Consider the following 520-nt stretch of genomic DNA (forward strand, 5'->3'; position numbering starts at 1 on the left):
ATATATTATGAGAAAGAATTTTTATCTTAGTTCTAGTAATAAAACCCCAATATGACTTAGTTTTCACCCTATTCATATTTAATTGCTCTGACAATTGGGAAAAGCTAGTTTCTATTCTTCTTCTGACTTTAAATATTAATTGTCTTATGTCTTTGGGGTACTGATCCTTACTATTATCGCGTTTCAAGAAAATCAAATCTATATTTTTTTCTTTTTTTAATTCAGGTGTTAGCATTCTATTTACATAACCTTTATCTCCAATTATATAAGTAGAATTATACTGATCGCTTAAATCAAATATAGCATCTCTATCATCTACATCAGCTGGAGTTATAATAACATCAGTAACAAATCCTTCAGTTGTAGTGAATGCATGTAGCTTAAAACCAAAGTAAGTCTCTTTTTTAGAAGGACAGTATCCATAAGAGGCTACGCCTTTGAAACATTTACTAAAGTGGGCTCTTCCAAATTTGCAAACAGGAATAGGCATACTATCTACAATCCTTATATTACTTGAATA

Annotated in this window: 1 protein-coding gene; it reads right to left on the reverse strand. The window is 29.8% G+C overall.

Annotation, left to right across the window (positions count from 1 at the left end):
- The coding region (locus WJW32_RS12325; RefSeq protein ID WP_340258763.1) for an IS982 family transposase at nucleotides 1–520 on the reverse strand (520 nt) is incomplete at both ends.

The sequence above is a fragment of the Tepidibacter sp. Z1-5 genome (genome assembly GCF_037844525.1).
In the GTDB taxonomy this organism is placed as follows: Bacteria; Bacillota; Clostridia; order Peptostreptococcales; family Peptostreptococcaceae; genus Tepidibacter_A.